The organism is Arenibacter catalasegens (genome assembly GCF_002909235.1).
Lineage (GTDB): Bacteria > Bacteroidota > Bacteroidia > Flavobacteriales > Flavobacteriaceae > Arenibacter > Arenibacter catalasegens.
Map to the genome: position 1 here is coordinate 89513 of NZ_PHQQ01000009.1, position 23609 is coordinate 113121.

Genomic DNA, 23609 nt, shown 5'->3' on the forward strand with positions numbered 1-23609 from the left:
TAGTGGTATAGCCACAAAATATTTGTTAAGAAAAATATAAATTATTTAATTATAAAACCTAAACCGAGACGGCTTAACATTTTTTTTTCAAATTCCCAGAAGAATTTGAATTGGCCAAACAACCACCCGTAGATTACTAATAGAAATTGATAAATGGGGAAGATTAATAAAATTCTAAAACATAAATAAATAAGACCTCCCCAAATAAAATCGGGAGAAAAATTATCCCTATTCAATCCGATCCAATTAAGAAAGGGTTTTGCAGCATAAACCGCTGATGAACCTGTAATGGAGAATACTATAAAAATTATCGTGAGCTGCAGATTAGAGCTTACTCCCCAACGTTGTTTTAATTTCTTCATACGCTAATAAATCGACACAAAGATAACTTTTTATACACGGGGAACAAATGGCCCCAATCTTTGATTGTATTTACGTTGGAAATAAATAAAGTAATTATATAGTTTATAATTCACCTCATAACCATAATCAGTATTGGAGTTATAGTCGATCTGCAATTCATAAAGATTGGGACTATATCTAAAGGGTTGTGTTACCCTTGAATTCCACTCCAGGACATAGATTCTGTTTCTATTTTCCAAATAAGATTGGGAATAAAAACCTTCGGGCTTGGCAATGCTCTGTAGCCAAAAGTCAAATCCAGGTTCTATAATAATAATTTCATATGCCGTTTTATCGTCCTTGATGGATATGGTGTCACCTTTGGTTTGGGAAAAAGCCGCCTTCTCATCATCTGTAATGGAAATTGCTTTCTTGGAACTGCTGCAATTGACTATAGATAAGATAAACAACGCCAGGATGCCGATAGTAAATATATATTTTTTCATTGCTCTTTATTTTCAATACTCCTTATTAAAATGTGGGAAAATAATGTGTTTTACTCCTACCATTATTATATCCGATTCTTCCTTATAAGGTACAAAAAAAGCCATTTGAATAACAAATGGCTTTTCATAAAAAATGTTAAATCTGTTATTTTCCAAAAAGCCCACCAAGTAAGCCTCCTAATCCACCTTTCTTTTTACTGGTTCCCATAACCATTCCTGCAACATCATCCAAAATGCTTCCATCACCATCGGCATCCAACAGGGTTGTAATTAAACTTTGGTTCTGTTGTGGCTGTCCTCCCAACATGCTGCCCAATAAACTATTTAATCCATTGGAATCATTTACATTGCTTTGAGCCTTTTGTTTTCCCAAATACGCCATTACCAAAGGAGCTGCTATTTTAAGGATTTGTGCTACAGAACCAGCATCCAAACCTGATTTCTGACTCAAAGCATTCTCAACATTAGCTTGCTTTCCTCCAAAAACATGTCCCAATATACCAGCACCGTCATCCATTACTGACTGATCTACACCGCCTCCGAATAAACCTCCAAGGTTATCCAATAACCCGCCATCGTGTTTGGATGATAATGCATTCATTAGTCCCTCGGCCCCTTGAGGTGAGGAAGCATTTTTTTTCATTGCACCTAACAGCAGTGGCATTGCCATACTTAAAACGTCTGCTGTTTTACTTTCCGGTTGTCCTGTTTGACCAGCAACACCACTAATTAGTTGTTTTCCAAGAGGGCTACTTAATAAATCCAATAATCCTGACATTTTTATAGTTATAAGGGTTAGAAATTAATTTTCATCAAGGTACAAAAAAGAGATTAAATGGTCTGTTTAATCCCATTGGGCAATTATTTGTAAAGTTCTATAATTTGGGATGCCAATTCCAGCCCTATCCGATCTTGGGCTTCCTCGGTTGCAGCTCCAATATGTGGACTTAAGGAAATATCGGGGTGCATTAAGATCCTTATTTCCGGTATAGGTTCAGACTCATAAACATCCAATCCGGCAAAGGCAACCTTCCCGCTTTCCAAGGCATCAACAAGGGCCACCTCATCCAGGATACCTCCGCGTGCAGCATTTACAATACCAACACCATTTTTCATCAATTCAAATTCCTTTTTCCCAATCACATACGATTTTTGGGCAGGCACATGCAGACTGATAAAGTCCGAAGTTTTTAATAGATTTTCTAAAGAGATTCCTGTAAGTTGGAACGAAATGGATTGGCCATCGAAAAAAGGAACCGTAACGGTAGCCTCATCCAATAGGGAGTCGGTAAAAATAACTTTCATACCTATCCCTAAAGCTATTCTTGCAGTTGCTACACCAATTCTTCCCAATCCGATTATTCCTAAAGTTTTGCCTCTTAGCTCAATGCCTTTGGCATAGGCATTTTTAAGTTTTTTAAAATTACTATCCCCTTCCAAGGGCATATTTCTATTGGCATCGTGTAAAAACCGCACCCCGCTGAACAAGTGGGCAAAGACCAATTCGGCAACAGAGGATGATGAAGCTTCCGGAGTGTTTATTACATGTATGTCTTTGGATTTGGCGTGTGCTACATCTATATTATCCATACCTACACCACCGCGGCCTATTATTTTTAAGGTAGGGCAAGCATCTATAAGGTCTTTATTTACTTTAGTGGCACTTCTGACCAATAACACCGAAATTTTATTCTGATTGATATAGGCAACAAGTTGTTCTTGGGCCACATTGACCGCGAGAATTTCGAACCCAGCATTTTCCAATGTCTCTATACCACTTTTTGATATTCCGTCGTTTGCTAAAATTTTCATTATAAATGCTATTTATTAAATTCTAAATTTTGAGTGTCCGTATAAACTTTACCGGAATTAAAAATTTTAGTCAATATGTGGTTGATGTGCCATTTACCAACGAATATTGACGTCAAATTCCCATAAACGATTCAATTCCCATTGATCAACCTAAACGTCATCCAATTTATCAAGGGTATATTCTATGGCCTTGGCTCTTTTTACAATGAAATCATTTTTGATTAAGACAGCACTGGAATCAGAGGTCATGATCTTCATTTTTACTAGAGTTTCCAGAATTGGTCAAAGTTGGCAAAGCAATTTAGTTTTCTAGGCCTTCCTCTCCAATTCGCTCATCACATCTACTAAGGTACCAACACTTTCCAAAGAAAGGGCATTGTACATAGAGGCTCTGTAGCCTCCAACCGAGCGATGTCCGTTTAATCCAATTATTCCGGCCTCCTTGCACATCCCATCAAATACGGCTTTAAGTTTTTCCTCGCCAAGGGTGAAGGTGGCGTTCATATTGGAACGATCTTCATTTTGTGCGTAGCCTTTAAATAAAGGATTCAAATCTATTTCTGAGTACAATAGCTGCGCCTTCTTTTCATTAATCTCCTCAATAGCAGCAATTCCTCCCAAGTTTTGAAGCCATTCCAAGGTAAGCATTGAAACATAAACGGGAAAAACAGCAGGTGTATTAAACATACTTTCCTTATCTATATGCACTTTATAATCCAACATTGAAGGGATTTTTCTGGTTACCTTTCCCAAAATTTCTTCCTTTATCACCACTAAAGTAGTTCCTGCCGGTCCCATGTTCTTTTGGGCCCCAGCATAAATAAGGTCAAATTGGGAGAAATCCAATTGTCGGGAAAATATGTCGGAACTCATATCGCAAACCAAGGTAGCCGCTGTTTTTGGAAATTTCTTTATTTGAGTTCCAAAAATGGTGTTATTGGAGGTAAGATGTAAGTAATCCAGGTCGTTGGGAATGCTATAGCCTTTAGGTATATAACTAAAATTTTCGTCTTTGGAGGAACCAACTTCGATAACCTCTCCGAAGAGTTTAGCTTCCTTAATGGCTTTATCTGCCCAGGTACCTGTATTGAGATACCCTGCTTTCTTTTCCAGTAGATTATAGGCGACCATTAAAAATTCCATACTAGCACCGCCATGTAAGAACAAGGCTTGATAGCCCTTCCCCTCCAAATTCAATAGCTCTAGGGCCAATGATCTGGCTCTATCCATAACGGCTACGAAATCCTTACTTCTATGTGAAATTTCGATAAGGGAAAGTCCCATACCATTAAAATCCATTACAGCTTCAGAAGCTTTCATAATTACTTCCTGTGGTAAAATACAAGGGCCAGCACTAAAATTATGTTTTTTCATTTATCTTATTTTATGGTTGATCAAAGATTATACTCCATGCCCAAGGTATTTTTAGTAATAGCAATGACATGGCAGCAATAATCTTAATTAATTGTCATTTGTCTTAATTACTGTTATTATTGAAAAATCGCAAAATTCAGTCTTTATATTTTACAAGGGTTAAAGGTCATAAATATTTTAGGAAGTTAGGTACTGTCCTCAAAAATTATTGTATTATGTTTTCAACAAAAAATCAACAGTATCAATATTATCGGCGTAATCGCTTAAAGATGGTTTTTGGGTTTGGCCAAAAAGAATCTCATCATTCTTAAAGCCATTGGCCACTACACACTGAATCTTTTCCTTTTCATTTGTTAGTCTGATTTTTAACTCCTCAAGGGTATCATAAAACTCATAAAAAACGGTGGCAATTGGAGAGCCATAGTTTTTATCTTCTTTTAACATAAGAAAACCATTTTCCAATATTTTGTACAAACTCATAAGGTATACAGCCTTGTTATAGTCATAATTATTGGCATACTTATGATGTTCTATGATGGTATTGAAGGGGTAGACGGCTTTAAAAAGGGCATCAAAATTATAATCTTTAGGTACAAATAATTTTGAAACGCTCCTACAGCCCAAGCCGTAATATCTAAAAATATCCTCTCCTAAAGCTTCTAATTCTTCACTGGTTTCGGTACCGCTTAGAATGGCTACCGAATTCCGATTTCTTCTAATGATATTAGGTTTTTTTCCGAAATAGTGCTCAAAATATCGCGATGTATTGTCGCTTCCCGTAGCAATTACAGCATCAAAATCCTCTAGTTTGCCATCGGCAAAGGAAATTTGGTCCTTAAGGGAAGGTTCCATTTCAATTAAATATTGGCCAACAAAGGGCAGTAATATTTTGTCATTGGAAGAGAGTTTTACTAGGGCCTTATTTCCAGTGATTATAGTGCTTAAAAAATCATGAAATCCCACCAAAGGAATATTGCCAGCCATAATCAAGGCGACACATTTTGGATTGCTTTTATCCAATTCATAGGCCGCTAACCAATTTTCCAAAGTTGATGGTGTCAATAATTCCGCCCAACTCTCTAAACTAAATAAAATGTTTTCAGGGGTAAACCAACCATTCTTATGTCCGGCCAAGGTCAGTATTTCATCGAATTTTATAAACCATGTATGCTGATTATCATCTATTTGAGTTTGGTTTTTTGCATATTTGCAATATTCTTTGAAAAAACTACCAAGTTTAACAAAAGCATCAAGTCTATGTCTAAGGTCAGTCATTATATTTGTAAAAGATTTTATTAGGCTTTACCTTTGTACAAAAGTATTGATACTGAAATTAAATCAGCATAAAGAAATAGAAAAATATGGCAATTATAATAACAGATGAATGCATAAATTGTGGAGCTTGTGAACCAGAATGCCCAAATACTGCAATTTATGAAGGTGCGGATGATTGGCGTTATAGCGACGGAACCCTTTTAAAGGGCAATGTAGTTTTACCTAATGGTAAAGCAGTTGATGCCGAGGAATCACAGGAGCCAGTAAGTGACGAGATATATTTTATTGTTCCGGATAAGTGTACGGAATGTAAAGGATTTCATGACGAACCCCAGTGTGCCGCGGTTTGCCCTGTGGATTGCTGTATTCCGGATGACGCCAATGTAGAGTCTGAAGAAGTACTTTTGGGCAAGCAACGTTTTATGCACCCTGAATAGGTCATTTAATAATATTTTTCAGCAATCCCTTTGTGGTTTTTGGGTTGAATATTTGTTTCCTTAGGTTGTTGGGGAGATTTTAGAATGATTCCTCCTAAGGAATAAGGGTTGTTGAATTTTGACGAAATAAAGAAGGTTGCCTTTAAAGGCAACCTTCTTGCATTTTTACATAATGTTTTTTAAAATGTAAATCCTACTTTGGCGTAGTAATAAGCCCCTCCAAATCCCATTTGGACAGAATCCCAATAACCACCACCTTCTACCCAGTCATCCTGCTGATCTGGATATACATTAAGTAAGTTATTGGCACCGACATTTAATTTGAGGCCATCACACAATTCGTAACCAAAAACAAGATCGGTTATCAGCCTGGCGTCATAGGTATCAGTTGCCTGATTTATTTGGTCATCAAAACTGTCGTAATCCGCGGTGGGTTCCAACATCTGATAATCCAATAATTCTACCTTGCTAAAATGGGTAAAAGCCAGCCCGGCATCAAACTTGTCCTTCTTATAATTCATATTTAGGGTAAATTTACTTTTTGGTGCGGAAGCCAATAAGAATCCTTTATCCCTCTCTCCAAAGAAGGTTTGCTCATCCAAATTTCCATTATTTACCTTGTCGATCTTCATGTCATTTATATTACCTGTAAAGGTCGCCGATAGCCTATTGCCATCGAAGTTTTTCTTCCAGGCCAATACAATATCCAAACCGGTGGTTTTTGTGTCCACGCCATTAACAAAAAATTGCGCGGCTTCCACGTTGGGAATCTGTGGGGCATCAAAATTACCCGTTAGCACTATCCGATCGTCTACTTTAATATAATACCCGTCCACTGTCGCGGTGAAATCCCCAAAAGTTGCGGCAAAACCTAAACCGGCATTAAGTGCCTTTTCTTCTTTTAACTGGTCTATTCCAAATGAAGCAGTAACAGGACTGTTATTAGGTGATAACAATGATTCCAATGCCGCGCCACCTACAAAATTCGTGAACTGTAAGTTATAGTATTTCTGGGCTAGGGAAGGGGCTCTAAAACCTGTACTCACAGAACCTCTTATATTTACATTGTCCGATGCCTTTAACCTTGCGGCCAATTTCCCGTTCAGGGTACTTCCAAAATCACTAAAATTCTCAAAACGCGCTGCAGCGTTTAAAAGAAATGTTTCAGTAAGATCAAATTCTCCATCAGCATAGAGGGAAAAATTGCTTCTACTTCTATCAACTTCGTTTTTAGGACTATATCCTGGAAAGCCTTGTGAACCGCCTGGACGAGCATCACCCGAGTCTGGATCTGTAGGCTGGGTCTGATTGGCAGGGTCCGTTATTAAGAGGCCATTTACGTCATAAGTGCCCCAGGATCCTTCTTCACCGGCGAAAATGATGAAGTTTTCGGTTCTATACTCGGAGCCAAAAGCCAAGTTCATGCCTTCCAAAACATCTTCATAATATTTGGAAAAATCTAAATTCACCGTGTTTTGTGTCAGGCTATGCCCCCCTGCATCAAAATCGGTAGGGGAAACATCTTCTAAAGAAGCATTAAGTGTTCCTTTAATGTAATAATGAAAGTTATTCTTGCCATAGGTATTGCTTATATCCAGTTTCCAGCCACTATCCAATTCTGTTTTAAATCCGGCCGAAAAAGAATTATCTATGATGTTCGAGGTGATTCTTGGTGTAAAACCGTTTGGATATATTGAGGGGATTACCCTGTTACCGCCATTTCTTGTAAAGGCATAGGCATCGGTATCCCTATAATTTCTTCCACCAAAAGCATATACTTCAGAATGGTCGGAAAGGGGTACAGAGGCATTTAACATTAAATTAAATCCATCTATGGCAGCTTCTCCAAAGCCTCGTCTAAAATCGAATCCAGGTCGCAAGGTCTTATTCTTACTAACATATTCTGTAGTAACATTTACAAAGCCACCATCATTTCCAATAGCGGCACCAAAATTAACACCTGCCTTTATGGAACCTCCGTCAAAATTTCGGTCACTAGCCATAGCGTTTCCATCTTTTTCGGTATCCAATCTATTACCATCGGTATTGGGTGTTCCAGCAGGAAAATCTCCTTTGGCATTAGTGCTGTACGCGCCATAACTTACGAAACCTGATACTTTATCCGTTTGGTTTTTCAGGACAATGTTGATTACCCCTGCTATGGCATCCGAACCATATTGTGCGGCTGCACCGTCACGTAATATTTCTATTCGTTTAATGGAAGATGCAGGAATCGCATTTAAATCGGTCCCGGTATTACCTCGGCCCCTAGTTCCAAAAACATTGACCAAAGAAGACTGATGCCTTCTTTTTCCGTTAATAAGTACCAAGGTCTGGTCTGGTCCAAGCCCTCTAAGTGTGGCCGGGTCAATATGGTCAGCACCATCTGATCCTGATTGTTTATTGGCGTTGAAGGAAGGAGCTGCATACTGCAAAAGTTCATTCACTTCAACACGGCCGGATTGGGTAGCAATTTCTGCGATGTCAATTACGTCTACCGGTACTGCCGTGTCAGTTGAAGTTCGTTTCGGGCTCCTTGAGCCTACCAATTGAACTTCGTCCAACATCATCCCTCCGGATAGAGAAACATTGATTACCGATTTTCCAGAAACAACTTCCTCCTGGGTGTTATATCCTATATAGCTAAAAACTAGGGTTGCATTATCAAATATGGATATTTGATAATTGCCATCAAAATCCGTTGTTGTTCCATTGGTAGTACCTTTTTCCACAATGTTTACACCGACCAAGGGTTCGCCACTTTCATCTGTTACGTTACCGGACACGGAGTTTTGCGCAACCAACAAAGAAAGATTGCCTAACAAAACAAGTGTCAATAAAATAGTTTTTTTCATAATGATTGAGTTTTAGTGTTTAACTTCTAAATTTAAGTAATTTATTTTTACCTAATTTAAGATGGGCTTTGTATGTTTATAAATGGACATAAATAGTATCTTTGCAGCTGTTTAAAAAAAGCTGGGAGAAAGGTTTTTAATAATAGCTCCAGTTTGTAATTGATCTAGACCATGAAAGCAGGTATCGTAGGATTGCCCAATGTTGGAAAATCAACACTTTTTAATTGTTTGTCCAACGCAAAGGCACAAAGTGCCAATTTTCCATTTTGTACCATAGAACCTAATATAGGTGTCGTAAATGTACCGGACGCAAGATTACAGAAATTGGAAGAACTTGTGAATCCAGAACGTGTATTACCGGCAACTGTGGAGATTGTGGATATTGCGGGATTGGTAAAGGGAGCCAGTAAGGGGGAAGGCCTTGGCAACCAGTTTTTAGGTAATATTCGTGAAACAGATGCAATTTTGCATGTACTCCGTTGTTTTGATAACGAGAATATAGTCCATGTCGATGGTTCGGTCAATCCAGTAAGGGATAAAGAAACGATTGATATCGAATTGCAACTAAAGGATTTGGAGACGGTGGATAAAAAACTTGAAAAAGTAAAGCGGGCCGCCAAAACCGGAAATAAGGAAGCTCAAAAAGAGGAAGCAGTTTTATTAAAAATAAAACAAGGTCTTGAAACAGGTACATCGGTACGAGCCCTTGATATTAGTATTGATGATAGGGTGGAGTTTGTTAGGCCTTTACAGTTTATAACGGATAAGCCTGTAATGTATGTTTGTAATGTTGACGAAGATGCAGCCACCACAGGTAATGCCTATGTGGAACAAGTTAAAGCCGCAGTTGCCAATGAAGAGGCCGAGGTTATCTTTTTGGCTGTGGGTACTGAAGCCGATATTACGGAATTAGAGAGTTATGAGGAGCGACAAATGTTTTTGGAAGATTTGGGGTTAACAGAGCCCGGTTCTGCCAAATTAATTAGGGGAGCTTATAAATTATTGGAATTGGAGACTTATTTTACGGCAGGAGTGAAGGAGGTACGCGCGTGGACCATTCCAGTGGGTGCTACAGCACCACAAGCCGCTGGCGTTATTCATACCGATTTTGAAAAAGGGTTTATTCGAGCAGAGGTTATTGCCTATAATGATTTCGTTTCTTTTGGAAGTGAGGCTAAAGTGAAGGAAGCTGGAAAAATGCGTGTGGAAGGTAAAGAATACATTGTAAAAGATGGCGATGTGATGCATTTTAGGTTTAATGTGTAATCCACTTAATTAAAAATATTAAACGTTTGACCCGCAGTATTTCGGATGCGGGGAAAAGAAAAAGCCAACTTGTACAAGTTGGCTTTTTTTTGTTTGGCCCAATAACTAAGGGCTACGAAATTCTTCGGTTATAATTCAAATTTATAGGTTCTCCTTCGTTTATGGATTTTTGGATCAAAATGCTTCCATAACTGGCGAATAGCTACATTATCCGCCAATTCTGGGGTCCTAACGCAACCCTCAATGCCCTTTTGCGTAAAAGTTTTGTGATATTCGCTGAACATAACTGCTGTAACACCTTTGTTTTGATATTCCGGATGAACCCCGATCAAATAAAAAATAACCTCTTTGCTATTTTTTTTGGCATTCAATAGGTGGAATATTCCGAATGGAAATAACTTTCCCTTAGCTTTTTGTAACGCCTTGGAGAACGAAGGCATAACTATTCCGAAAGCAATTAGTTTATCTTCCTTGTCGAGGATAAATTTAATGTATTCGGGATTTATAAAACTGATATATTTTTTCTTAAAATATTCTTTTTGGATATCGGTAATCGGCACAAACGAGGATAGGGAAGCATAGGATTCATTGAAAAGATCGAACATTTTATCCGCCATGGGCAGGACATCCTTGGTTTTGGTAAAATTAAGTGCTTTAACACCATACCTTTTTTTTACCAAGTCGTTCGCCTTTTCAAAAAATTTGGGATTTGCGTTGCTAAACGGAAATTTATTTTCCACGTATTCCTTTTCCTTGATAAAACCGAACTTCTCAAAATGATTTAGATAATAAGGATGGTTGTACCAAGTAATCATGGTACCTATATGGTCAAACCCTTCCGTAAGTACGCCAACCTTGTCCAAGTTGGAAAAACCCACAGGGCCTTCCATATAAGCTAACTTATGTTCTTTTCCAATTTCGGCCACTTTGCTTAATAGTGCTTCCGTTACCTCGTAGTCATCAATAAAATCGAACCAACCAAAACGCATTTTCTTAACGTTTTGCTGATGTACTTCCAGTCGATTGACAATGGCAGCCACCCTACCTACTATTTTGTTGTCCTTGTAAGCCAGATAGAACCAAGCATCCGCATCTTTAAAGACGGGATTTTTGTTTTTGTCAAAGGATTCCAACTCGTCATTGATGATAGGAGGAACCCAATAAGGGGAGTCCTTATATAGTGAAAATGGGAATTTTACGAAATCTTTAAGTTCCGATTTTGTTTTTGCTTCTTTTAAAGTAACCATACTATATTTCTTGTATGGTCCAATATTAGCAATATTAATCTATAGGAAAAAGTACTATTGTTAATTTGTTAGAAATCTATTTCGGAATCGTCCCTATTCCTTTCCTTTTTCTTTAATTTTTTCAATTGTTTTTTTGTAGGCCCTAAATCTATATCCTCAGCACCGGAACCTTTATTCTTTCCTTTTTTCTTTTTCTTCATGGCGTTCTTGCCTATAGGGCCTCCATTTTCTCCTGCATTTTGATCTTCAATGGCCTTTACCTTATCCTTGTGCATGTCTATCCTATAAGAAAATCCCATTGCCGCAAAAATCCTGCTAGGGGTATTTTTAAAACTGGCCCCGAGGTGCATGTCTACTTGCATATTTTCACCTAACAAATGGGCAACACCGCCTCTTAGCAGCACGTCGGAGTACCTGTCACTTTTTATACCTTGGTTTTCTACGAATACACTCCATTTAGGGTCTCTAAACGCATGGGATAATGACACGGTATAATTCCATTCCGGAAAATCGGTACCCAGTCTGTCATAGGCGATATTGGAAATAAGTACAAATCTTGGGGTAAGCCTACTTTGGGTAGCCAACATAACCCTTGGAGAGACTATTGGGTCGCCCCTATAAAATGGATTGTCGCCCAATACAAAATTGGCACCTGCATAGATCGAGATGGCGGGGATCAGGTTTTTTAGCTTAAAACCATAGTTTGCCTTCCAACTGTATAAATTGGGTTTATTGTTTTCAGGATTCTTAAATGGATCGTAGACTAAATATTTTAACCCTATCCTGTTTCTGGAGAAATCGGTGTTCTTAATTTCAACACTAGTATTGGTATATGTTTTAATTTGGTTATCGAAAGTACCTTCATAATTCAATTCCAAGGTTTCAAAAAGTAGGCCATAGCGCAAGGATAGATCTGCCCCAAAAATATTGGATTCGGTAGCAAGCCTTGTATGGTCCTGTTGTTCATAGGCAACACCAAATTCAGCTTGCAACACATTTGTACCAACGGCATAAGCACTTACAGACAGCCCAGGTCGGTTGGAGTTGATAACATCGGTATATTGTGAAAAACCGGCCAATGGAATGGCGAAAATTCCCAATATTAGCATTTTCATTAGGCAATTCGTTGAAACATTATATTCCATAGGTACTATTTTATTATTATTTTAAGACTTTTGCACTATTATTACAACGTTAGAATTGTATTTTTGATATAAAATTTGTCAACTAATTATGGGTTTTTTAAAAACGATACTAATTGTACTCTTAGTATACTATTTGCTTAAAATATTGGCTAAATGGTTTGCTCCTAGAATGTTTAGATATGCTGCAAAGAAAACGGAGGAGCATTTTAAGGAAAAGTTTGAAGGTTTTGCCCAACAAAACAATCAAAATGAAGAACATATAGGCGATGTTATAGTTGATAAGAAAACCACCAAAAACAAGAACACCTCAAAAAATGTTGGAGAATATATAGATTTTGAGGAGATTGAATAACTTTTTACCATAGCCAACCATGAGAAACGGTCTAAGAGCCTTTTTTATCCATTTTTTTGCAACCGCATTTTTTATTATTGTCGCCCTCGCTTATTTCCATCCCGTATTACAAGGCAAGGTAATAGAACAATCTGATATTGTTCAGTTTACAGGAATGGCCAAAGAACAAAACGATTTTCGAAAGAAAACCGGGGAAGAGCCTTATTGGACCAATAGTGCCTTTGGTGGTATGCCTACCTATCAATTAGGGGCATATTACCCACATGACTATGTTAAAAAATTGGATCGGATAATCCGTTTTTTACCAAGACCTGCAGATTATCTCTTTATATATCTTATCGGTTTTTACATTTTACTCTGTTGTCTTAAGGTAGATTATAAATTAGCTGTTTTAGGTGCTCTGGCCTTTGGTTTCTCCACCTATATGATAATTATTTTGGGGGTTGGGCATAATGCCAAGGCCCATGCAATAGGGTATATGCCCATGCTTTTGGGTGGAATTATTCTGGTTTTCAGAAAAAAATACCTTTGGGGGTTTCTTCTTACGGCTATAGCCATGGCCTTGGAGGTGGGCGCCAACCATTATCAGATGACCTACTATTTTATGTTATTGGTACTTATACTTGGAGGTGTTTATTTAGTAGATGCCATTAAGGAAAAGAAAGTGAAGCATTTTGGGGTGTCGGTCGGAATCTTAGTTTTAGCTGTGATAATTGGAATAGCCGCCAATGCTACTAGTCTATTGGCTACTAAAGAATATGCAGATTGGAGTACAAGGGGTTCATCCGAGCTTACGATAAATGCCAATGGAGAACCTCAAGATAAAGGTTCCGGTCTGGATCGGGATTATATTACCCAATTTAGTTATGGTATTGCGGAGTCCTTAAATCTGTTTGTTCCTAGACTGTTTGGAGGTTCTGGGGGTGAAGATCTGGGAGCCGATTCCAAAACATATACTTTTTTAACGGAAAATGGAATTTCCAGGACCAAAGCTCTGGATTTCACAAGTACATTGCCTTTGTATTGGGGAGACCAACCCATTGTTGCCGCTCCGGCCTATATTGGGGCAATTGTGTTTTTTCTCTTTGTGATGGGACTTTTTTTGGTAAAAGGAAAGATGAAATGGTGGCTTCTGGGGGGTACAATTATGGCCTTGCTACTCTCTTGGGGCAAGAATTTTGGACTACTTACGGATGTCATGATCGACTATTTTCCGATGTACAATAAGTTTAGGGCGGTATCATCAATTCAGGTTATTCTTGAACTATGTGTACCTGTTTTGGCCATCTTGGGTCTTGCACAACTTTTTGATAATAAGCTGGACGCTTCTAAGAAACTAAAGGATTTAAAACTCACTTTTTTCATTACTATGGGAATCGGAATAGTACTTTTTTTAGTAAAAGGAATGTTCGATTTTGTAGGACAAAGTGATGAAACTTACAGGCAGTATTACGGTGATGACATTGTTGCCTTAATTGTAGCAGATCGAAAGTCTGTTTATAATTCAGATATTTTACGGTCATTGATCTATGTTGCTTTAGCAGCTCTAGTAATTTGGTTCTTTCTAAAAAATAAATTGAAACAGAATCTGGCGATTGTTATTTTGGGGGTTCTACTCTTGTTCGATTTGGTAGGTGTGGCCAAGCGTTACGTAAACGAAGATGATTTTGTAGCACAAAGGAGAATGCTGGAGCCCTTTCAAGAAACTGATATGGACAAGCAGATTGCCAAGGACACCTCTATTTTTAGGGTATACGACCCTTCCGAGATAGGTGGTGGAGGCCGTACGGCATATTTTCACCAGTCCATTTGGGGCTACCACGCTGCTAAACCGTCTGGAATCCAAGACTTGTTCGACTTTCATATCTCAAAGAATAACGTTCGCGTTTTAAGTATGCTCAATGTGAAATATGTGGTGCAACAAGACGAAGAAGGTAAAAATTATCCAGCAGTAAATCCTGATGCCAATGGCAATGCGTGGTTTATAAATGAATTGGTGCCGGTTTATAATGCCAATGATGAAATAATGGCGTTAAATTCTTTGGAAGTAAAGAACAAAGCCGTTTTTAATAAATCCAAATTTGCCGATTTGGAGGAGCTTAATTATATTACAGATTCTACAACGACCATTAAGCTTACCGATTATAAACCCAATCATTTGATTTATAGTTCTAATAATGCCAAACCGGGCATAGCTGTATTTTCCGAAATGTATTATCCACATGGTTGGAATGCCTATATCGATGGGAAATTAAAGGAACATTTTGAGGTGAATTATGTGTTAAGGGCTTTGGAAATACCTGCTGGCCAACACAAAATTGAATTTAAATTTGAGCCGACCCTTATTAAAATTGGGGGAAATATTACCATGGCCAGTTCTATACTGATGATACTTGTGTTATGTTTTGGAATTGGACATGCCTTTTGGAAATCTAGAGAAAAACCAACGGCTTAATGCAGAGGGTCCTCATCATTACGTATTATTGGCCGCCTGCAGGTGGACCTGGAGTGCAGCGATGGTTGAAATTTGTGAAATACCTAAGGGATTTTAATATAGAGCCCATAGTTTATACCCCAGAAAACCCCAATTATCCTATTATAGATAACACTTTTTTGGAGGAAGTGCCAGAGGGCATTAAAGTTTACAAGAAGCCTATTCTTGAACCCTATGGATTTGCGCGAATATTTTCCAAGAATAAGACAAAAAAGATTAGCTCTGGTATAATAGATCCCCATAACCAATCCGTTATGGAAAAATTGTTGTTATGGATTCGTGGCAATCTGTTTATTCCCGATGCAAGAAAGTTTTGGATAAAACCATCTGTTACTTTTTTGGCGACTATTATTGAACAAGAAGGTATTGGAACTGTTATAACCACAGGGCCACCCCATAGCATTCATCTTATTGGTCTTGAATTAAAAAAACGAAGCAAAGTGAGGTGGATTTCTGATTTTAGAGATCCTTGGACCTCTATTGGATATCATAATAAATTGAAACTTACGGTTTCCTCCCGAAAAAAACACAAGCGTTTAGAACAATTGGTATTAAATGAAGCCGATAAAATTATAGTTACCAGCGAAACTACAAAACAGGAGTTTTCAAATCTGACCAAAAAACCTATAGAGGTAATAACTAATGGGTATGATACCGTAAATGAAGGTCCAGGGATATTGGACATAGATTTCACGGTTTCACATATTGGGTCTCTTCTAAGTGGTAGAAACCCCAAAAACCTTTGGAAGGCTATTTCTGAATTGATTCACGAAATTCCCGACTTTAAAAAGTACTTTAAGTTACAATTGGCGGGGGTTATAAGTTCGGATGTCTTGGAAAGCATCTATTTTTTTGGGCTTCAACCTTATACCCAACTTCTAGGTTATGTTTCCCATGAAGAAGCGTTGCAGTATCAAAAAAAATCCCAAGTATTATTATTGATAGAGATAGACTCAGAAGAGACCCAAGGAATTATCCCAGGAAAAGTATTTGAATATATGGCTGCAAAAAGACCTATATTGGGCGTAGGCCCAACCAATTGGGAGGTAGGAAGCCTTATTTCAGAGTCTAATACCGGTAAAACTTATGACTACCAACAGGCTAATGAATTGAAGAGCACTTTGTTGGCGTGGTTTCAGGATTATAAGAAGGAACAATTGGTATTGTCTTCTGCAAAAATAGAGCATTACCACAGAAGGGAATTAACTAGGAAGTTGTCCAAGTACTTAGCATGGGAATAGTCTTAAAACAATCATTGAACAATACATTGATTACCTATGGTGGTTTTGCCATAGGGGCTTTGAATCTACTCTTTTTATATACACGATTTTTGTCGGATGAATATTTTGGATTGGTCAATGTAATACTTTCGGCATCTTCTGTTTTGATGCCACTTTTGGCATTTGGGATTCCAAATACCATGATCAAATATTATTCCGGTTTTCAAGAACTTAAAAGTAGAGATAGTTTTTTGACCTTAATGGTATTATTGCCACTTGTTCTTGTGATACCTATTGCAATGGTGTCCTATTTTGCCAATGAGGCTATCGGCGATTTTTTATCCAAGGAGAACCCTATAGTTAAAGGGTATGTTTGGCATATTTTTATTATTGGGATGGCGATGGCTTATTTTGAGGTATTTTATGCCTGGGCCAAAGTTCAGATGAAGTCCGTTTTTGGGAATTTCATGAAAGAAGTTTTCAGTAGAATAGTGGTTACCATTTTACTTTTAATGGTGTATTGGAACTTTATTTCTGTATTAACCTTTCTAAATACATTGGTGGGGATGTATGTTCTCAGGACCCTGATAATGCAGCTATATGCCTTAAGATTACTGAATTTAAAGTTAGATTTTAAGCTTCCGGACAACACTCGTGAAATTATTAATTATAGCGCACTTATTATTTTAGGCGGATCGGCAGCAATTGTTTTACTGGAGGTAGATAAGGTAATGCTCAATCAATTTATTGAAATTAAAAATGTGGCCTACTACAGTGTGGCTGGTTATATTGCAACTGTTATAGCTGTTCCGTCAAGATCCATGCATAATATAACCTATCCTTTAACCGCTGAGATACTTCATAAAAAGGATTTAAAGGCACTAAAAATACTATATCAAAAGAGTTCCCTGACTTTATTTATAGTATCTGGGCTCATATTTATTTTGATTGTTTTAAACCTAAATGATCTTTATAATTTATTGCCCAATTCTTATCGCGGTGGATATGTTATTGTTTTCATCATCGGCATTGCCAAGGTATATGATGCCTTATTGGGCAATAACAATGCTATAATGTATAATTCAGATTATTATAGGTCACTGCTTCTAATGGGGGTTATATTAGCCATTTTAGCCATATTGTTGAACCTGTGGCTTATTCCAAAATATGGTTTGGATGGAGCAGCAATAGCTAGCTTTATGGCCTTTTTTATTTACAATACCATAAAACTGGTTTTTGTAAAAATGAAATTTGGTATTCAACCCATTACCAAGGAAACTTTTAAGGTTGTATTTTTACTCTTGATCTTATCTGCCATATTCTACTTTATATCATTTCCTTTTCATCCTGTTGTTAATATTGCTCTTAAGAGTATATTGATTATCCTCTGTTATGTCCTTATTTTATATAAATTTAGAATATCGGAAGATGTCTATGGAGCAATTTCATTTTATTTAGGTAAGTTGGGGAAGAAGAAATAAGACAAAGTAAAACCCCGCAGGAACGAATTCGCTACGGGGCTAAACAACTAACCAACCTAAAAACTATTTTTAATTACTTCTAGAACTTCTTCCTCTCGAGGAAGTTGTTGACGTTTTTCTTGCACTACTGGAAGAAGACTTTGCCACAGACCTTTTCGCAGTACTTTTCGACTGTACATTTGGTCGTTTTACGGACGTATTCCTTACGGATGAACCGCTATTACTTCTACTGGAAGAACTGCTTCTAACAGAAGTATTTCTTGGGCTTCTACTAACCTCCTTTTTTACCGTTGTTCTGGTATTTCCGGAAGGTCTGGAAACAACAGCTTTGCTTCTTGTTATAGAACTACCATTTCCATTATTACTTCTTGTAGTCGTTGTTCTACTTACTGTTCTTTGACCATTGCCCTTATCATTAGAGCGAATTGAAGAACTTCTGGAAACGGATTTGTTATTTCTAGAGCTAGGAGAATTACTCCTAACCGTGGTGCTTCTCTTTACTGTATTATTTCCATTGTTATTACTGCGTTGAGCAGTGGATCTTGAAACATTATTATTTCGACCTACAACATTGTTACTTCTGGACGTTGTACTTCTTGAAACATTATTGTTCTTTCTATATCCATCATTGTTGTTTCTGGACGTTGTACTTCTTGAAACATTGTTGTTCTTTCTATAACCATTGTCTCTACTTGCTACAGACCTATTTGACCTAAGGTTGCTTTGACTTCTATATCCATGGTCCCTCACGGCAACTCTTTTATCATTTCGGTAAACTGAGCTTCTATTGTTATGATGCCCTTTATCGTACTTATAATGGTGACCTACCTTAGCATATGCTTTTCGGTAGTTTTTATGATAGGGCCTATAGTATGAGTATCTAACAGGTTCGTAATACCTTCTGTAAGGGCTGCCAAATACAAAGCCAAAACCTAAGGCCGGTCTTACAAAATAGCTGTGGAAAGGACTATATACGTAATGCCTGTTGTAAACATTTATATATCCACTTTGATGGCTAAAATGACCATTATGGTTATAATACACATATAAACCACCAACCCTGGATACTCTTCCTCTGTTATAGTTGATATTTACTTCCCCTATTTGACTTACCCTTCCGTAGTAGTCATAATATACAGGAACATTCTCAACCTGAATAACTGCACCGTAATCGTCATACTGTACATAGGGGTTATAATCATAACCTGAATTAAAAGTTATATTAGCATTTCGAAAATTTACATTGGCATTCACACCACCTCCATTGTCAATATAAAAATCGAACTCACCATCTGGGTAAACTGAAAATGTTATGCCATTTTCAACAAAAATAAATGAGTTATCATTTCTATAAGTATTGCTTGTGGCAACCTTATCTTCCAATGAAGCGGCCATGGTACCTGTAGTACCTAATATAAGCGCTGTAAAAAGGAGTATTAAATTTCTCATGATATAAGGTTTTAAATTAGAATGCAACTATTTACATTCAGTTAGTATATACCAAACAACATGCCAAAAATTACCAAATAACTATAAATATCTCATTACAAGGTACTTATGATTTAAAATTCATAGCCAACTTGGAGAGCGGTTTTTATTATAGTGTTTAAAACAGATGGTAATTAGTATTTAACCATTTCTAAAAGCCAAGTACGATTACGGTTATTAGTGCGGTAATTTTTCTTTTAAATACTTGGCTGTAAAGGAAGTTTTGTTTTTTGCAACTACTTCAGGCGTACCCTGTACCAAAAGTTGGCCTCCTTTATTTCCACCTTCCAGACCTAGGTCTATAATGTAATCGGCACACTTGATCAAGTCTATATTATGTTCTACTACAATTATAGAATGCCCTTTGGCAATTAGCGCGTCGAATGATTTGAGTAATTTCTTTATATCGTGAAAATGCAGACCTGTAGTAGGTTCGTCAAAAATAAATAGGGCTTTGTCCTTTGTATTTCCTTTTACTAAAAATGAAGCTAATTTTATACGCTGGGCTTCTCCTCCAGAAAGGGTAGAGGAGGATTGTCCCAAAGTTACATACCCTAGGCCTACATCCTGGAGTGGCTTTAGTTTTGTTACTATTTTAGATTGATTGTTTTTTTCAAAGAAGGCGACTGCATCATCAATGGTCATGTTGAGGACGTTGTCTATATTGGCATCTTCAAATTTTACCTCCAAGACTTCTTTTTTAAATCTTTTGCCTTGGCAGGTTTCACATTCCAAATGTACATCGGCCATAAACTGCATTTCTACAGTAATCTCACCCTCCCCCTTACATTTTTCACACCTTCCCCCATCTACATTAAAGGAAAAGTGTTTAGCCTGGTACCCTCTTAATTTGCTTAATTTTTGACCGGCAAAAAGATTGCGGATATCGTCATAGGCCTTTATATAGGTTACGGGGTTTGATCTGGAGGATCGTCCTATGGGGTTCTGATCCACGTATTCTACATGCTTAAGGGATTCAAACTTCCCTTCCATGGAACTAAACTGTCCTGCTTTTTCGCCATAGCCACCCAGTTCCTTTAGAATTATAGGATAAAGTAGTTTTTTTACGAGTGTACTTTTACCACTGCCCGATACCCCGGTGATTACGGTTAATATATTTAAGGGAAAGGTGACATCTATATTTTTTAGGTTGTTTTCACGTGCTCCCTTAATTTCAATGTAATTTTTAAAAGGCCTTCTGGTTTTGGGAACGGCAATTTCCATACTGCCATTTAGGTATGCCGCTGTAAGGGAATTGGATTTAAGTATTTCATCCATGGTGCCATGGGCAACCACCTCACCACCATGTGTGCCAGCTTCTGGACCAATATCTATAACCTCGTCCGCAGCCTTCATTATATCCTCATCATGTTCTACTACAATTACTGTATTCCCTAAATCACGCAGCGATTTCAAAACTGTAATTAGGTTTTCGGTATCTTTTGGGTGTAGTCCTATACTAGGTTCGTCCAGAATATACATGGAACCTACCAAACTACTCCCTAATGAGGTAGCCAGATTAATCCGTTGACTTTCCCCACCAGATAAAGAATTGGATTTTCTATTTAATGTTAAATAACTAAGTCCTACATTAAATAGAAATCCCAATCTACTTTCTATTTCCTTAAGTAGGCGGTCAACAATTTTCTGCTCATTGGAAGTTAGTTTAATTTCTTTGAAAAAGGTGATAAGGTCTTCTATGGGCAATTCTACAAGATCGGAAATAGATTTTCCAGAGACTTTAATATAGTCGGTCTCTTTTCGTAAACGTTTTCCTTTGCAGGTACTACATTTAGTTTTACCGCGATAACGGGAAAGCATGACCCTGTTCTGTATTTTGTAACTCTTTTCTTCCAGGCCCTCAAAGAATTTATGGATACCGTTAAAATAGCTGTTCCCTTCCCAAACCAGTTGTTTATGTTCTTCGGATAGTTGAAACCATGGTTTATGGATAGGAAAATCGAATTTGTACGCCACATTTACCAATTCATCCCTGTATCTGCCCATACTTTCTCCCCGCCATGGAAAAATGGCATTTTCATAAACCGAAAGCGAAGTATTGGGTATCACCAAGTCTTCATCTATTCCAATAACGTCCCCATAGCCCTCACATTTAGGGCAGGCACCATATGGATTGTTAAAACTGAATAAATGTACATTAGGTTCTAGGAATTGAATTCCGTCCATCTCGAACTTATTGCTAAAATGGGTGTTTATTCCTGTTGCAAGTTCCTGCACTATGCATTCGCCTTTCCCTTCAAAAAAAGCAGTATCAATAGCATTGCCCAATCTATTAAAGAAATCGTCATCATTTTTAAAGACAATTCGATCTACCACCAGCTGGAATTCCCTACCTACTTCTTTTAAATCCTCATCTATCCTTGTTACCACCCCATTGTGCAGTATTCTAGCAAACCCTTGCTTAGAAAGCAATTGGAGCGATTTATCAGGATCTCTATCTTCACTAATGCTAATAGGGGCAAGTAAAAGCATTTTTGTACCTTCCTCAAAAGTCTTTATATGTTCCACGACGTCCGATACGGTATGTTTTTTTACCTCTTTACCGGATAATGGGGAAACAGTTCGGCCAATGCGAGCAAACATTAATTTTAAATAGTCATATATCTCTGTTGAAGTGCCAACGGTGGATCTGGGGTTGGTAGAATTTACTTTTTGTTCAATAGCAATGGCCGGAGCTATACCTTTAATATAATCTACCTTGGGTTTATCCAATTTTCCTAAAAACTGTCTTGCGTATGAGGATAAGCTTTCTACATATCTTCTTTGCCCTTCAGCGTAAAGGGTATCGAAAGCTAAACTGGATTTTCCGGAACCGGACAATCCAGTAATGACTACTAGCTTATTGCGTGGTATTACAACATCTATATTCTTTAGATTATGGAGCTTTGCTCCCTTAATTATTATATTATGCTTTGGATTAACATCTGTAATAGTGGTCATGCTCGTATTTAAGTTGGCAAAGATACGATATGTGATTTTTATTAGCTAGTAGGCTTTGTCTTACAGTTAAATATTATTCATTGAAGGAAAGTTCTTTGAATCGATTTAATTTTTTCTATATTTGATGCAGAATAAACCCTAAATAGCCTATACGTAACAAATTACTTTTTAAAATCTTATTTGCTCTAGTGCACTTGTAACAGAAAACAGGTATAGCATTTTAGCCTTAAAAAAGTAATTTGTATGGAACTATTAATTGAGGATTCAGTATTAGTAAGAGACTACATGAATGGGGACGAAAGAGCCCTTGAAACACTAATCAACCGTCACAACCAACGTCTAAGCAGTTTTATTTATTCCAAAGTCCAGGACAGGGAGACCACCGAAGATATTTTTCAAGACACCTTTATTAAGGTTATTAAGACCTTAAAGAAGGGCAATTATAATGAGGAAGGAAAATTTTTACCTTGGGTAATGCGGATTTCACATAATTTAATAATCGACTATTTTAGGAAGAATAAACGAATGCCCAGATTTGAAGGCAATAGTGATTTTAATATTTTCTCCATAATTAGCGACGATAAGTTAAATGCAGAAAAACAACTTATTAAAGATCAAATAGATTTTGATCTTAAGATTCTGATCAAAGAATTGCCTAAAGATCAAATGGATGTTCTGGAAATGCGTTTATATAGGGACATGAGCTTTAAGGAAATATCAGAAAATACGGGAGTGAGTATTAATACTGCCTTGGGCAGAATGCGATATGCACTTATTAACCTTCGTAAGATAGTAGAAAGGCATAATATAATTTTAACGAATTAATAGGCTTTATAACTGCTTTTAGTTAATTTCTTCATAACACTTGCGTTATTTGATACTAGACGTATAAGATTATGAAGAAAATTACCGTTACTAATAAGAACAAAAGCAAACTAATGTCCACACGCAGGTCGAAGATAGATTTTTTACTGAACTACTCTAAATCACTGCACATCATTAAATGTAATGATGAAAAGCAGGAACATTGTTTGAACTAGACTTTTCCAATAATTTTCCCAATAGCCTTATTTAACCAATATTTGTTGGTTCCCATATGTATAAAGGAATAAGTAGGTAAAGTTGTTGGAATGGCATCCAAAGACTCTATTTATACTTTATCCCTGGAGACCTATTCTTTACTGTTATCTCTATATGGCCTATTTTCCATAGATTGGGAATATACCTCTGTATAAACATAGGGATTTCTATACTCCTTATTATATAGGTATTTTAACCTTTATATAATCCAACAATAATTATTACTCTTCTAAGTAATCCCATTAAGCACATCCAACTTCAATTTTGGCCAATT

Annotated in this window: 18 protein-coding genes; 7 read left to right on the forward strand and 11 right to left on the reverse strand. The window is 37.2% G+C overall.

Annotated elements, in window-relative coordinates:
* Positions 1 to 41 precede the first annotated feature (41 nt).
* The 6 genes from CWD90_RS23450 to CWD90_RS09330 all read right to left on the reverse strand — a co-directional run bounded on the left by CWD90_RS23450 (position 42) and on the right by CWD90_RS09330 (position 5309).
* Positions 42 to 362, reverse strand: coding sequence for a DUF6787 family protein (locus CWD90_RS23450; protein ID WP_103475681.1), 321 nt, complete (start codon positions 360 to 362; stop codon positions 42 to 44).
* A gap of 30 nt (positions 363 to 392) precedes the next feature.
* Complete coding sequence (locus CWD90_RS09310; protein WP_103475682.1) at positions 393 to 848, reverse strand: DUF6146 family protein; 456 nt, start codon at positions 846 to 848, stop codon at positions 393 to 395.
* 145 nt (positions 849 to 993) lie between these two features.
* Entirely contained in the window at positions 994 to 1626 is a 633-nt protein-coding gene (locus tag CWD90_RS09315) for a DUF937 domain-containing protein (RefSeq protein WP_103475683.1), read from the reverse strand.
* A gap of 83 nt (positions 1627 to 1709) precedes the next feature.
* Positions 1710 to 2660: a D-2-hydroxyacid dehydrogenase gene (locus tag CWD90_RS09320; RefSeq protein WP_103475684.1), complete on the reverse strand. Its 951-nt coding sequence runs from the start codon at positions 2658 to 2660 to the stop codon at positions 1710 to 1712.
* Between the two features lie 309 nt (positions 2661 to 2969).
* A complete protein-coding gene (gene serC, locus CWD90_RS09325; RefSeq protein ID WP_103475685.1) occupies positions 2970 to 4034 on the reverse strand; it encodes a 3-phosphoserine/phosphohydroxythreonine transaminase in 1065 nt (354 codons plus the stop codon).
* Between the two features lie 213 nt (positions 4035 to 4247).
* A complete protein-coding gene (locus tag CWD90_RS09330) occupies positions 4248 to 5309 on the reverse strand; it encodes an acyl-CoA reductase (protein ID WP_103475686.1) in 1062 nt (353 codons plus the stop codon).
* A gap of 86 nt (positions 5310 to 5395) precedes the next feature.
* Between CWD90_RS09330 and CWD90_RS09335 the strand changes: the two genes are divergently transcribed.
* Positions 5396 to 5746, forward strand: a complete 351-nt coding sequence (locus CWD90_RS09335) for a 4Fe-4S dicluster domain-containing protein (protein ID WP_103475687.1) — start codon at positions 5396 to 5398, stop codon at positions 5744 to 5746.
* A 179-nt stretch (positions 5747 to 5925) separates the two neighbouring features.
* On the opposite strand, the gene CWD90_RS09340 is transcribed toward CWD90_RS09335, so the two are convergent.
* Positions 5926 to 8601, reverse strand: coding sequence for a TonB-dependent receptor (locus CWD90_RS09340; protein WP_103475688.1), 2676 nt, complete (start codon positions 8599 to 8601; stop codon positions 5926 to 5928).
* 171 nt (positions 8602 to 8772) lie between these two features.
* Here CWD90_RS09340 and ychF point away from each other — a divergent pair, with 171 nt between their 5' ends.
* A complete protein-coding gene (gene ychF, locus CWD90_RS09345; RefSeq protein WP_103475689.1) occupies positions 8773 to 9867 on the forward strand; it encodes a redox-regulated ATPase YchF in 1095 nt (364 codons plus the stop codon).
* A 128-nt stretch (positions 9868 to 9995) separates the two neighbouring features.
* On the opposite strand, the gene CWD90_RS09350 is transcribed toward ychF, so the two are convergent.
* Positions 9996 to 11114 (reverse strand): GTP cyclohydrolase, encoded by a 1119-nt coding sequence (locus CWD90_RS09350; protein WP_103475690.1) that lies wholly within the window; start codon positions 11112 to 11114, stop codon positions 9996 to 9998.
* A 68-nt stretch (positions 11115 to 11182) separates the two neighbouring features.
* Positions 11183 to 12259 carry a transporter gene (locus CWD90_RS09355; RefSeq protein ID WP_239986495.1) on the reverse strand — a complete coding sequence of 359 codons (1077 nt, stop codon included), beginning with the start codon at positions 12257 to 12259 and terminating at the stop codon, positions 11183 to 11185.
* 88 nt (positions 12260 to 12347) lie between these two features.
* On the opposite strand from CWD90_RS09355, the gene CWD90_RS09360 reads away from it, so the two are divergent.
* The 4 genes from CWD90_RS09360 to CWD90_RS09375 are packed head-to-tail and all read left to right on the forward strand — an operon-like array spanning position 12348 to position 17806.
* Entirely contained in the window at positions 12348 to 12611 is a 264-nt protein-coding gene (locus CWD90_RS09360; protein ID WP_103475692.1) for a DUF4834 family protein, read from the forward strand.
* Positions 12612 to 12630: 19 nt separating this feature from the next.
* The gene (locus CWD90_RS09365; RefSeq protein WP_103475693.1) at positions 12631 to 15066 is read left to right on the forward strand and encodes a YfhO family protein; all 2436 of its coding nucleotides are present in this window, start codon (positions 12631 to 12633) and stop codon (positions 15064 to 15066) included.
* Positions 15066 to 16346, forward strand: coding sequence for a glycosyltransferase family 4 protein (locus CWD90_RS09370; RefSeq protein WP_103475694.1), 1281 nt, complete (start codon positions 15066 to 15068; stop codon positions 16344 to 16346). Before CWD90_RS09365 ends, CWD90_RS09370 begins: the two co-directional genes overlap by 1 nt.
* The gene (locus tag CWD90_RS09375) at positions 16337 to 17806 is read left to right on the forward strand and encodes an oligosaccharide flippase family protein (RefSeq protein WP_103475695.1); all 1470 of its coding nucleotides are present in this window, start codon (positions 16337 to 16339) and stop codon (positions 17804 to 17806) included. Before CWD90_RS09370 ends, CWD90_RS09375 begins: the two co-directional genes overlap by 10 nt.
* A gap of 69 nt (positions 17807 to 17875) precedes the next feature.
* Here CWD90_RS09375 and CWD90_RS09380 read toward each other — a convergent pair whose 3' ends face one another.
* Both CWD90_RS09380 and uvrA read right to left on the reverse strand, forming a co-directional pair.
* The gene (locus tag CWD90_RS09380; RefSeq protein ID WP_103475696.1) at positions 17876 to 19255 is read right to left on the reverse strand and encodes a hypothetical protein; all 1380 of its coding nucleotides are present in this window, start codon (positions 19253 to 19255) and stop codon (positions 17876 to 17878) included.
* 216 nt (positions 19256 to 19471) lie between these two features.
* A complete protein-coding gene (uvrA, locus tag CWD90_RS09385; protein WP_103475697.1) occupies positions 19472 to 22255 on the reverse strand; it encodes an excinuclease ABC subunit UvrA in 2784 nt (927 codons plus the stop codon).
* A gap of 243 nt (positions 22256 to 22498) precedes the next feature.
* On the opposite strand from uvrA, the gene CWD90_RS09390 reads away from it, so the two are divergent.
* On the forward strand, positions 22499 to 23080 hold the full coding sequence (locus CWD90_RS09390; protein ID WP_103475698.1) for an RNA polymerase sigma factor: 582 nt from the start codon (positions 22499 to 22501) through the stop codon (positions 23078 to 23080).
* The last annotated feature ends 529 nt before the right edge of the window (positions 23081 to 23609 follow it).

What these genes read in the sequence shown, in the direction of transcription:
- CWD90_RS09380 (WP_103475696.1), bottom strand. Translation starts at nt 19,255, where the DNA reads ATGAGAAATTTAATACTCCTTTTTACAGCGCTTATATTAGGTACTACA.
- CWD90_RS09335 (WP_103475687.1), top strand. Translation starts at nt 5,396, where the DNA reads ATGGCAATTATAATAACAGATGAATGCATAAATTGTGGAGCTTGTGAA.
- CWD90_RS09375 (WP_103475695.1), top strand. Translation starts at nt 16,337, where the DNA reads ATGGGAATAGTCTTAAAACAATCATTGAACAATACATTGATTACCTAT.
- CWD90_RS09340 (WP_103475688.1), bottom strand. Translation starts at nt 8,601, where the DNA reads ATGAAAAAAACTATTTTATTGACACTTGTTTTGTTAGGCAATCTTTCT.
- ychF (WP_103475689.1), top strand. Translation starts at nt 8,773, where the DNA reads ATGAAAGCAGGTATCGTAGGATTGCCCAATGTTGGAAAATCAACACTT.
- CWD90_RS09365 (WP_103475693.1), top strand. Translation starts at nt 12,631, where the DNA reads ATGAGAAACGGTCTAAGAGCCTTTTTTATCCATTTTTTTGCAACCGCA.
- CWD90_RS09330 (WP_103475686.1), bottom strand. Translation starts at nt 5,309, where the DNA reads ATGACTGACCTTAGACATAGACTTGATGCTTTTGTTAAACTTGGTAGT.
- serC (WP_103475685.1), bottom strand. Translation starts at nt 4,034, where the DNA reads ATGAAAAAACATAATTTTAGTGCTGGCCCTTGTATTTTACCACAGGAA.
- CWD90_RS09310 (WP_103475682.1), bottom strand. Translation starts at nt 848, where the DNA reads ATGAAAAAATATATATTTACTATCGGCATCCTGGCGTTGTTTATCTTA.
- CWD90_RS09355 (WP_239986495.1), bottom strand. Translation starts at nt 12,259, where the DNA reads ATGGAATATAATGTTTCAACGAATTGCCTAATGAAAATGCTAATATTG.
- CWD90_RS09370 (WP_103475694.1), top strand. Translation starts at nt 15,066, where the DNA reads ATGCAGAGGGTCCTCATCATTACGTATTATTGGCCGCCTGCAGGTGGA.
- CWD90_RS23450 (WP_103475681.1), bottom strand. Translation starts at nt 362, where the DNA reads ATGAAGAAATTAAAACAACGTTGGGGAGTAAGCTCTAATCTGCAGCTC.
- CWD90_RS09390 (WP_103475698.1), top strand. Translation starts at nt 22,499, where the DNA reads ATGGAACTATTAATTGAGGATTCAGTATTAGTAAGAGACTACATGAAT.
- CWD90_RS09360 (WP_103475692.1), top strand. Translation starts at nt 12,348, where the DNA reads ATGGGTTTTTTAAAAACGATACTAATTGTACTCTTAGTATACTATTTG.
- CWD90_RS09315 (WP_103475683.1), bottom strand. Translation starts at nt 1,626, where the DNA reads ATGTCAGGATTATTGGATTTATTAAGTAGCCCTCTTGGAAAACAACTA.
- CWD90_RS09350 (WP_103475690.1), bottom strand. Translation starts at nt 11,114, where the DNA reads ATGGTTACTTTAAAAGAAGCAAAAACAAAATCGGAACTTAAAGATTTC.
- CWD90_RS09320 (WP_103475684.1), bottom strand. Translation starts at nt 2,660, where the DNA reads ATGAAAATTTTAGCAAACGACGGAATATCAAAAAGTGGTATAGAGACA.
- uvrA (WP_103475697.1), bottom strand. Translation starts at nt 22,255, where the DNA reads ATGACCACTATTACAGATGTTAATCCAAAGCATAATATAATAATTAAG.